The sequence below is a fragment of the Agarilytica rhodophyticola genome (assembly GCF_002157225.2).
Classification (GTDB): Bacteria; Pseudomonadota; Gammaproteobacteria; order Pseudomonadales; family Cellvibrionaceae; genus Agarilytica; species Agarilytica rhodophyticola.
The window spans coordinates 21,083-31,527 of the sequence record NZ_CP021747.1; the positions used below are offsets into that span (position 1 = coordinate 21,083).

13 protein-coding genes and 1 pseudogene are annotated in these 10,445 nt (G+C 42.1%); 9 read left to right on the plus strand and 5 right to left on the minus strand.

The genetic code is table 11. From position 1 onward, the window contains the following. Positions 1 to 53 precede the first annotated feature (53 nt). The 7 genes from BVC89_RS29405 (at position 54) to BVC89_RS29435 (ending at position 4,772) form a co-directional block, all read left to right on the plus strand. Positions 54 to 842 carry a hypothetical protein gene (locus BVC89_RS29405; RefSeq protein ID WP_103654513.1) on the plus strand — a complete coding sequence of 263 codons (789 nt, stop codon included), beginning with the start codon at positions 54 to 56 and terminating at the stop codon, positions 840 to 842. A 232-nt stretch (positions 843 to 1,074) separates the two neighbouring features. Further along, entirely contained in the window at positions 1,075 to 1,605 is a 531-nt protein-coding gene (locus BVC89_RS29410) for a hypothetical protein (protein ID WP_103654514.1), read from the plus strand. Then, positions 1,602 to 1,976 carry a hypothetical protein gene (locus BVC89_RS29415; RefSeq protein WP_103654515.1) on the plus strand — a complete coding sequence of 125 codons (375 nt, stop codon included), beginning with the start codon at positions 1,602 to 1,604 and terminating at the stop codon, positions 1,974 to 1,976. Before BVC89_RS29410 ends, BVC89_RS29415 begins: the two co-directional genes overlap by 4 nt. Positions 1,977 to 1,981: 5 nt before the next feature. Next, positions 1,982 to 2,272, plus strand: a complete 291-nt coding sequence (locus BVC89_RS29420; protein ID WP_103654516.1) for a hypothetical protein — start codon at positions 1,982 to 1,984, stop codon at positions 2,270 to 2,272. A 212-nt stretch (positions 2,273 to 2,484) separates the two neighbouring features. Further along, complete coding sequence (locus BVC89_RS29425; RefSeq protein WP_103654517.1) at positions 2,485 to 3,714, plus strand: MFS transporter; 1,230 nt, start codon at positions 2,485 to 2,487, stop codon at positions 3,712 to 3,714. A gap of 2 nt (positions 3,715 to 3,716) precedes the next feature. Beyond that, a complete protein-coding gene (locus BVC89_RS29430) occupies positions 3,717 to 4,241 on the plus strand; it encodes a hypothetical protein (RefSeq protein WP_103654518.1) in 525 nt (174 codons plus the stop codon). Positions 4,242 to 4,319: 78 nt separating this feature from the next. After that, positions 4,320 to 4,772, plus strand: coding sequence for a hypothetical protein (locus BVC89_RS29435; protein ID WP_103654519.1), 453 nt, complete (start codon positions 4,320 to 4,322; stop codon positions 4,770 to 4,772). A gap of 45 nt (positions 4,773 to 4,817) precedes the next feature. Here BVC89_RS29435 and BVC89_RS30050 read toward each other — a convergent pair whose 3' ends face one another. The 5 genes and pseudogenes from BVC89_RS30050 to BVC89_RS29455 form a co-directional block, all read right to left on the minus strand. Continuing rightward, positions 4,818 to 4,994 (minus strand): hypothetical protein, encoded by a 177-nt coding sequence (locus BVC89_RS30050; RefSeq protein WP_158658210.1) that lies wholly within the window; start codon positions 4,992 to 4,994, stop codon positions 4,818 to 4,820. Continuing rightward, positions 4,966 to 5,946, minus strand: a complete 981-nt coding sequence (locus BVC89_RS29440) for a DNA-binding protein (RefSeq protein ID WP_103654520.1) — start codon at positions 5,944 to 5,946, stop codon at positions 4,966 to 4,968. The genes BVC89_RS30050 and BVC89_RS29440 overlap by 29 nt, the downstream gene beginning before the upstream one ends. 646 nt (positions 5,947 to 6,592) lie before the next feature. Next, a pseudogene (locus tag BVC89_RS30465) lies at positions 6,593 to 7,714 on the minus strand (replication initiation protein); the annotation flags it as partial. A 184-nt stretch (positions 7,715 to 7,898) separates the two neighbouring features. Next, positions 7,899 to 8,189, minus strand: coding sequence for a hypothetical protein (locus tag BVC89_RS29450; protein WP_158658211.1), 291 nt, complete (start codon positions 8,187 to 8,189; stop codon positions 7,899 to 7,901). A 138-nt stretch (positions 8,190 to 8,327) separates the two neighbouring features. Next, the gene (locus BVC89_RS29455) at positions 8,328 to 9,383 is read right to left on the minus strand and encodes a hypothetical protein (protein WP_103654523.1); all 1,056 of its coding nucleotides are present in this window, start codon (positions 9,381 to 9,383) and stop codon (positions 8,328 to 8,330) included. 137 nt (positions 9,384 to 9,520) lie between these two features. On the opposite strand from BVC89_RS29455, the gene BVC89_RS29460 reads away from it, so the two are divergent. Both BVC89_RS29460 and BVC89_RS29465 read left to right on the plus strand, forming a co-directional pair. Further along, the gene (locus BVC89_RS29460) at positions 9,521 to 10,150 is read left to right on the plus strand and encodes an AAA family ATPase (RefSeq protein WP_103654524.1); all 630 of its coding nucleotides are present in this window, start codon (positions 9,521 to 9,523) and stop codon (positions 10,148 to 10,150) included. Then, entirely contained in the window at positions 10,150 to 10,407 is a 258-nt protein-coding gene (locus tag BVC89_RS29465) for a hypothetical protein (RefSeq protein WP_103654525.1), read from the plus strand. The genes BVC89_RS29460 and BVC89_RS29465 overlap by 1 nt, the downstream gene beginning before the upstream one ends. The last annotated feature ends 38 nt before the right edge of the window (positions 10,408 to 10,445 follow it).

Genomic DNA, 10,445 nt, shown 5'->3' on the forward strand with positions numbered 1-10,445 from the left:
TGGTTTCTGTTAACCCAAGTTGGGTTTTCTCCTAGAATCAGGAGGGGATAGCTTTGATCAATAATAATCACATTATTGAGTTTTCTACTCTAACTGGGTGTGTTACTAGCAAGCATATAATGGGTCGATATGGCCTCAAAGACAATAGGCAAGTTAACAGAATCCTAGGAAGGCTAACCGATTCTGGCTACTTACAAAAGAGTGGCTCCATACGAAGAGAAGGGCCTGGAAAACCAGTTCCTATCTATACGCCTACCCGCGCTGGGTTCTCTAAGGCTGGTATTAAGCCAAGAGAAACAAGTTCTCTTACAGGATTAACCCGTTCAATTTTACTATCAGAACTTGTAGCCCGAACTCCTTCAATTGATTTTTTTGTAAGCATTGAAGATAAAAACAGAATATTTGAATCTAGGGGGATTTCCTATCCTCACAAGGACAAGTGGTATTCTGGAAATTTAGTTTTCGAATATAAAGAAAAGACGAATATCATTGTCCCTTTTTCAGATTATCAAGCGGCTGTGAGAATGTGCAAAGAACAGGAAAAGCGTGAGCCGAACTCAATTTATCATATTGTGGTTAGTGCTGATATATTTGATAAGGTTAACAGTCTTACAAAGGGTATTATTAATCCATTTGACGTTTATGGAGTTAAGAGAAATTTGAGTGCTTGGTCTGAAATAGGAAGGTCATTAGTAAATTCCAATATAGGATCATACGCTCATATCATTGATGAGGTTAAAAAAGTGATTAATGATTTAAATGGAGAACCAAGCAAAGAAGTTATTCTACCAAGAAAACTTGGTATATCATCCTATGATATAGGAACTATTTTTAGCGAATAAAGATGTCTTATATATGTCTTTTATTTGTCTTAAAATATAGAAAAGCTGTTAAAAAAGACCTATATACGTCTTTTAATATTTTTAAAAACCTATTAAGTTATTGTTTTTAAACGTTTTTTACTGTTAAAGTTATTTTTTTATAGTCCTCTACGAGGACGCCGCTTTGGCGGCTCCGCCTTCTCGAACGCTATGCGTTACGAAAAGGCGATTGATAATTTAGTGGAACTTTTATATGAAATATTTAGCAGTTTCAGTTTTGGCCGTAGTTTTAGCAATCTTGTTCAATTGGATAAGTACAGCTATTAATTTTTTTGTTATTTTTGGTTTATTCACAATCGTATTGATTTGGCTTTTGTATCAGGCACAGCTCCTACCAGAAGAAGCAATGGTATATTTTGATAATAGGATTATTCACGATGGACAGAAATCATTAGAAACAACATATGACAACTTTATCAGTGATGATGCCGATGATAATAATTCATCTTTAGATACAAGCCCTATCGATGATGTGGAGATCCAAGAAGTTGATCAACGCATTTCACCAGATCAAGAATTAGTCAACATTATATTAGAAAAATCTTCTGATTTAGATATAGAAATACATCCCCTAGAGGAGCTTTGTACGTGGATATCTACTGTAGACTCAGCAGTAGCGGAGCGTGAAGTAATGCTTCTAGTTGAAAAGTTAAATCAAGCTTCCGGCTTATCTAGAAAGGTTAGGCTTCGTTTTAACGGTGAATCAATCGAGGTTCAGGTATGAAATCAATCATAGGTATTGCTATTGAACAATTTGAGTACAATGAGCGCTGGAGGTTAGCTGTTATATTCTTAACGTTCTTCTTATTTTCTACTATAGCGCTTCAACTGCTTGTTTCGCCAAAAATTGAAATATCAGAGGAAAATGGCAAAGCCGCTATTGATCTTATAAGCGATAAATTACACTTGTCTGAGGATAACGAGAAAAAGGCTAAAAGCATCTTCGATAAGATCACAAGTAAGCTATCTGATGGTAATAGTAACGCATCCTATAAGGAACCCATTTCTACATCAGTTGACGGGAACCAAGAACACATAGATCATATACAAAGACAGGATGAGCCAACCACGCTAGACACTCTCAACGAGGATTAGAACAAATGCCAAAGACTAAGAGCACATCAAAAATTGATGACGATATACAAAAGAAGCAAGAGCAGATAACTAAGCTTGAAGAGAGATTACAGCCTCTACTTGAAAAACGAGATAAGCTCAATGCTGAATTGAAGGCTTTGCATCAGGAGAAAGAGAAAATTAAATTTTCTGAGCTGGTAGGCGTTCTTCGAGGAGTCGAGGGTATTGATAACTTGTCAGCAGAGCAAATTCAGAAAACTCTACAGCAAGCAGCTCAATCAGTATCTATAGACACGGCTACATCTAATGAAAGCTAGAGCCTATACCTTTATTGGGAGGTCACTCTTTGAGTAGATACTTATACTCACTTATTTCTGACGAAAACCGCACTTGTGCGGTTTTCGTCGTTTTGAAGGGTGCGTTTAGTGCGGTTTTCGGCACTTTCGAGCGTTATTGCGGTTTCCGTCATTTTTGCACGGTCAATATCTTCGGGTTACGTTCCGAAAAACGCAATTAAACTGAGGTTAGAATGAAACATCGTTTTACGTTTATCTGGATTAGCCAAACAACTGTAATTTTTTCGGTTTTATTGAACGCCTTCGCCGCGTCTATCCTGGTATACCGGGAAAGTGGGTCACTGGCACAATTGAGTATTGTTATGCTTCTCGCTTTTTTGCCTGAAGTACTCATTACGCCATTTTGTGGAAATATCGTTGACCGTTTCAACCGAAAAAGAATCCTTGCACTCTGCTCGCTGGCACAGTCTATTATCTTTGCATTTTACTTTTATTTTTTGATTCAAAATGCATCGGAATTTAGTTATTTGCATGTTGGCGAGACATATCTGACAGTGGCGTTAAGCTCCGCAATTGCGGGTTTACATAGGTTGACCTATACATCATCTATCTCGCTGATTGCTACATCACCTAAAGCGTACCCGCGCTTAAATGGAATAGCGCAAGCTGGATCAGCATCAGCTCAAATTCTTGCACCGTTTATTGCTGGCAGCTTCCTTGAATTTACTTATCAATGGTCATTTGCTCTCTGCGCATCGGCACTCTGCTTCGCATCCTTCGTAGCTCTAGCATCGGTTTCGATCCCGGATACAAAATACACTAGAAACACCTTTAAAGACGCTATTCGGGAAGGGTTTAATACAATTCGCGCAAACCGAGGTTTGAAGAGTTTTTTAGCATTGCATGCTTTTGCAAATTTCTCACGGGGAGCTGCGATCGTACTTTTTACCCCCTTAGTATTAAACCTAGCAGGAGAGGCAACCTTAGGATCACTAAGGTCAATGGCTGGTGCAGGTATAGCTGTCGGAGCGTTACTGGTAACAACGATTAATTCACGAAACCATCTGCAGAACATCTTTTACTTATTGGCATTCTCCGGCTTAGCCATCGCTCTAACAGGGTTAACTAAGAGCTTAGTTGTAATCGGAGTTGCTGCTTTCGTGCTTTGTCTCATCACTCCGATTATTGGTGCATTAGCCCAATCTGTTTGGCAAATTCACATACCAAACAACCTTCAGGGGCGCGTGTTCGGCATACGAGATTCTATTGCAAATACAGCCCTAGCAGCCGGTTACTTTTGCGGGCCATGGTCAACATGGGCAATAGAAAGCATACCAGGCACTACACATATGAGCTCTATTTCTTGGACATATTTAACTCTAGGAGCATTGACTGTAGCCGTAGCGCTATCAACTAGATCAAACACAGCTATTAATCAACTCAATCACTACGAAGAGGTGTAAACATGATCGATGCATCAACACAACGTTCTTCAATAATAGGACTAGCGGGAGTATTTATTGCGACCGCTCTAGCGCTATCGACATTGACCAAGGAAGAAAAACAGGAAATGACGGAAATAGAACTAAGTATCCGAACCGCATCTCAAAACCTTCGCACAGCTGTACTAACGCCAAGTTTTTTAGCCAGTGCAGAGACCCGAGCTTTTCGGGAAAACGACGACCACCTAAGGCTGGGAGAACAGCTTTACAAGTTAGCAGCTCAATACGAATGGCTAACAGGAGAGAGCGTAACTACACAACTTTTTCCGCTTTATGTAGATGAGTTTTTACCAAATATCCCTTTTTGGCTGGCTGGCCATAAATACGTGGAATACCCAATGTCACGCAACCCATCTGCAGAAGTTGGCAAATACGAAGACTGTGAACAGTTGTTTTTGGTTAGCGACTGCACTGCGATAGACAAAAGCAATACTTTGCTGAAGATCACTAGAGACGCCAAACAACTTGCTCTTGCAACAAATATATAGTTTTTACTCAAATACTTATTTACTCAATTACTCACAAAATGATACAGTCACCTATACAAAACAACCCGGAGAAAAAATATGAACGCCGTAGACACGTCTTATCAAGAACTTCGAAAAACGCTAAACGAAGCGGTAAAGCTTATTAATGAATCAACCGAAAGGTTAATAGTTATTCGGGGCAATCTAGGGACAGGAAAAAGCACTTTAATCGAATTAGGGATGGCAGTTTCTGACTGGCACTATCAAGGAATAAATAAAAATGATCTCGTCTTTCCGCAAAAGCCAATATGCATCAATACGTCCTCATTAAAAGCAGATGCTGTAAATGCCATAGATCACGCAGATCACGCAGAAAATTTGAATGAGTTGTTATCTTGGGCTCAAAGCTCTAAGAACCAGGGAAAATGTATTATTGCAACCAGTAAGGACTTACCGCATGACTACGCTATTTCGTACTTAGATGTGTATCTCGATTACTCAGAATCCCCAGCAATTACACGCCGACAACCAGTGAACAAAATAGGCAAATAAGTTAGGGAAGTCATTCTGGAGGATTTTTCTAGGATGACGTCCAACCTATCTGCCAGCTTTCAAAAAGAGCATTATCTGCTCTTCCGAGTAATTCAGCTCGTCGATCTCTTTGATTAGTTGACGCTCCTGGTCACTAAAAGTGATCCCGTCCAGCTCAAGAGCGGCCAGCGCCGCCTCTGAATATTCATCAAGCTCAGTCTTTACTTTGTTTTGAGTTGCCATCTTTAACACCCGTAAATTTCTCTAGTTGCTCAATGAGCTTAGCTGTACGCTCGTCAGCGGCTTGCAAGGAAGAGGCATGCAGAGCTTGAAGCTCTTTCTCTCGCGCCGCAGCCTCATTGACAGTTTTTTGAAGCTGATCGCAACGCTCGATCAAAGTAGAAAGATCACTTTTCGCCTCTGCAAAAGCCTCTTTGGCTTCATCGAGCTTTTGTTGCTGGGCTTCCGTCAGATCCTGTAACTTAGTAATCTGTTCATCCCTAGATGTAAGTGACGACTCAAGCTTATTCACTTGTGCTTGCAAGTTCGCAATCAAGCTCTGCCTCTCGTCGGCCAACGCCCTAAATTTTGACGCCTCTTCAGCTAAAGCTTCACGTTTAGTTCTTTCAGAGCTGAGAGAACCCTCCAACTGAGAAACACCTGTTTCAGCTGCGCTTAATGATTTTTCTAGCTGATCGCAGCGCTCAGTAAGTATTGAGTTTTTCGTAATTTCCTCAGATAACTGTGCCTTATGTTTATCATTAGATTCAACAAGGTTAGAAGTCTTATGCTGAAGGTCTTCAACATTCCCCCGGAGCTCATCAATCTGAGCTTCCTGCTCTTCACTAACGGCAATAGTCTCTGCTAGCTTCTCATCCATCTCAGCACGATCCAACGCCAGCTTCTCGCGCTCATTCTGAATATCCAGATCAGCTGAGGCTTTAGCCTGGCCCCAAATCTGTTGAATTAATGTATGCGAGTCATTAGCTAATGACTCTGGCATTTCAGGAATCTTTGGAGTATCGGCTTCTTTCCCCTCTTCTGTAACTCTCCATCCATCCAAATGCTTTTGGATCGTGGCCATTCCCCCTCTGTCACCCAAGAGCTTTCTAATCTTTGGAGCGCTAGGCCTTTCACCGCTTTCAACGAGCCGTCTAGCCGCAATACAAACATCCTCAAAAGTGATCTTACTCATTTAATTAGCCTCAAAAGTTACCAGTTAAATGAATTATAGAGGCAAAAAAACAAAACATCAAGTAATTACGGTAATTTCGTAATTACGGTAATTACGAAACATAAAAATAAAGATGCTAGCTATTAAAAATCTCTTCGTCACCACCAAGATAAAATCACTCCTGGAGGCACATGTTTCTATAATCTCTAAACAATCCCCACTGATAATCAGTGAGGTAAGCATCCCCACCGTTTAACAAAGTTTTAAATTTATCTACCAATGGATCAAATAATTCCAGCTTAGCAGCACGAGCATTTTGAAGCGCTCTGACTAAATACCCCATCCAATCATCTTGAGAAAAATGTAGCTTAGCTGGGTCAGCTGCGGAAGAAGCTACCGAAATAGCGACGAGCACAGAATCAAGTTCACTAAGACCATAACTGACCACAACCCTTGCCATACGCCCTCTAAACTCAAAAGAGAACGGACAAACAACTCCTTCAACACGAGGAATGCTCGATAACGTTGAACATATTTGAGAAAAAAGCGATTTAGCGCCGTTGGCGCCCTTCTCGGCATGCAACGACACATCATTAAAACTAATATTTGATATTTCCTTTTTGGGAAACTCCAAAACAGTCCACTCACACTTATCCACAACCTGAAGAGCAGATATCTGATCTAGACTATATTTAACATCTGAAACAGGGCTTAAATCACCCTCTTGTGCTTGAGGCATAGGGACTACATTTAGTGTGCTGGGTGTGGTTATGAGGTGTTTGTGTTTAGCTACAGTTTGCCGTGTTAAGCCCGTATGTGCGGCTACAGCCGCTTGTGTGACTTTTGCGCCTTGGGCAATGAGTTGCTTATGTGCAGTTATTATTTTTAATTCTGTGGCCTTCCTTCGACAGCTATGCGTCCTTTCTGCAGCCTTGCGCTGGCGCTCTTTAAGAGGTAACGACTTATCAAGCCCCATAACTCCCCTCTGACACTTGGAGCTCCCTGTGTAACGATCCCACGTCCATCGAGCAACAGATTTAACCGTCGCTTTTACTTGTGACCAGGTGAGGTCGTTCGAAAAGCCTCTCTGACTAAAATTGTTTTTCGAACTAGCGTAGTTTTCTAGGAGGCTATAAAAACCTTGGTATGTCCCCTCTTCTCTCTCTCTATTTACAATCGAATATGCGTAGAATCTCAGCTCCTCAAACAATGTGCAGTGTCGAGAATGAGCAACCTCATCAAGGTTTGGCTCCAAGCTCCAACGTGGTTTAACAGATAAATCCAAATAATCGGCCAGTTCGCCTAGCTCATAGACAGTTGGGTGAATTTCCCAGGTGGACCACCAAGGGTGGCCAGGGGTTTTGGCCACTGGCCCACTATATGACTCATCGGCTCCAAGCTTCGTGGCCATAGCCTCATATACAGCTTTCATGTAAGCAATCGGCTTGGGGCGAGCGTTTTCTGACGTGCAAACTGGTGGGATGGCATAGAAAAGGTGTGCGTGACCGTTTTTTCTATTAGTTACGACGATGTTTGGTGCAGGTAAGCCCTCGTCCTCCCATACCAGAGGGTTTGAGTGATCGAGATCGAATACTAGCCAGCTGACCATGCCCGGCCTGTTAACCTGCATATACGGGTATTTCAGGGCATACTCGCGTGGTCTAACAAGCCCAGCGGTTTTGTTATCGCTGCATCGAGAAAGGTATGGTGCTTCTTCAAGCACGCGATTGAGTGCCGTGCCCGACTGCAAAAACCTGGCTTCGTCCAGTGTCTTTTCCCCCAAAAATATTGGGCAGCAGCAAGGCTTGCTTTTGATAGCAATTGCAAAGATACTCTAATTGGAGTATCTTTTTTAGAGCGTAACATGTTACGCCTTAAGTGCCTGCTAGCTCCCAAGGTGTACTTTTACAGTTGCAAGTGCGCCAACACTGCAACAAATTTTAAAAAACCCGCTGCGACCAACAGCGGGTTTTTTATTGCGCCTTTAACTCGAAATCATCGGGATCGATACCCTCTTGTTGTTTTTCTAAAATTTTGACTTGCATTTCTGCAAACCCAACATCGGCTGCCGCCGTTGCCGCCGCATCAAGTGAGCGAAAAATTTTTCCCGTCTCCGGGTCTCGCACTGTACCCATAACCGCTAGGCCTCCTGCACGTCGCTCGAAATGCAAAAGCCAGCCTTTGCTCTGCAGAGGCGCACGCATGGCTACAGCTCTTTTTAAACTGTCATCGTCAAATAAAACTTTTAAGGATTTGAGATCCATAAAACGCCCCTGAGATACATTATGTAAACCTATCACACAGTTATTATATATATCAAACAAATTTTGATTTTGCAAAACAAATCTTAAATTTGAGTATTTAAGTAAACCCTTATTTACTCAAATACTTATTTACTCATATTATTCTGAATCAATTTCATACCTTCCGCGCTTGAAGGCGTCCCAGTCTTTGACAGAAAAGGGCTGAGTGATGGCAACCTCATATTTTGGAGCTCCCGAATCCTCCTCATAGAATTCTCTTATCGCATCCAGCTCGCTCAATTCCAGGTTTCTCTCATCTCCCCACAAAAGTTGATCCGGCGTCCACGATTCACGGCTAGCTTCTATAAGGGGGTTGGCGATCTCTTTCCCTTCAAATAAGCTGATCATTGCCTCTTGGCTCAAAAGTACGCCGTCGTATCTCACCCTGCTTTTCTCACAGAACATCATGATCGCTTTTAAACAGTGTCTACACCGCCAATAATTCCAGCGCTCACTCTCCCAGATTTCGTATGTTTTGAACCCTACTCCATCCACCAAAAACTCTTTCTCAATTACTACGCCGACGTTGACGGGCGATATTGAATCATCGCTTTCCTTAGCCTCTAGCAGGCTTTCCATTGTTAAACCCCGCTCACCCACAAATAGCACACGAACTCTGCGGCTTTCATGGCAGGCAATAGCTAACCGCATTGCAAATCCATCAACATTTTTGTACCACCTAAACGCAGGGGTTTTATAGGGTTGCTGCTTTACCCCTTTCAACCACCCTATGTTCACCCCGAACAGTTCTGATGTGCTATCAAGTACTTCATCGCTGAGCTTATCGACCAAGGACTTTTTCTCCAGCAAATCCGAGCGCGCTAACGCTCCTTCTGGAAGAAGTTTAGGTATATCGCTAATTGGAACTCCATGCGCGACAAAAAGCTCGATAAACCGGGAAACCATCAGTTCTAACTCTGTGGACTGAGGCTCGACGGTAGCATTCATAATCGCTTTAAAGGTCATAGCTACAAATTCCTGAGTTGAGATGCCTAAGTGCTCTGCTTGTGACTCAATAAACCTCCTAGTTGGAGGCTCAAACCTTATGGTTGTACCAATTTTCTTTTCATCCTCTGACTCTGGCTCCAGAGGCTGCTTGGGTGATTTACTGATTAAGTTGGTTAGTAATGATGTTAGAGATAGACCTACTTTCATGACGCACCTTGATTCATTGTGAATATAAGATTCATAATGAATCAATCATGTATTCAAAGCAAGATTTTTAATTTACTCGACTAAAAATTACTGTTAATCTTATTTACTCAATTACTCAAATACTTATAGGTGTGAGCATGATTATTTTGGTGGGCAGTCAAAAGGGAGGATGCGGCAAGTCTACGACCGCAGTTAATATAAGCGCACAGTTAGCAAAAGATGGCGCTGATGTCGTTCTAGTCGATGCAGATCGACAGTGCACTGCAGCTAATTGGGCAATGGATAGAGCGCAAAATAGCAAGCTGGCTACTGTCCACTGTGTCCAGAAATATGAAAACATTCGTGACACCCTGCTAGACCTGGATAAGCGTTATCAGCATGTTATCGTCGATGCAGCTGGCCGGGATTCCCGAGAGCTCAGAACGGGGATGACAGCAGCCCACATATTACTTGTTCCTTTCCGCCCTTCTCAGCCAGACCTAGACACCATGCCTAAGATGCAGGAAATCATTCTCCAGGCGAAAGATCTCAATCCAAATTTATCTGTATGTGGGCTCCTAACTATGGCTCCGACAAATCCAGTGGTGAACGAAGCAAAAGAGGCTCGTGAGTACTTGGCAGACTACCCAGAAATTAAGCTGCTTGAAACGATTATTAGGGATAGAAAAGCTTACCGTGACTGCATGCCAGAGGGGCAGGGAGTCATCGAGATGGATAATGCGAAAGCTGCTGACGAAATCCTTTCTCTCGTGAAGGAGATATTTTAATGGTCAAAAAAAGAACACCTCCAACAGCATCGCGACAACCCTCACAGGAAGATATTGAACGATTTGCAGCTGGTGCCGATGGGGGAACACCCAAGCCACCACAAGAAGCTCCCAAAGAAAAGACAATGCGTTTTAATGCTAATGTCCCTCAATCTCTGTACCTCGCAGTAAAAGTCAAAGCTGCCGAAGAGAATGTAAAAATGAACAGTCTAGTCATAAAGTGGATGAAAGAATGGGTAAACGACGAAGAGCAATAGAATAAATATATTACTCATTTATTCATTTATTCATTTAC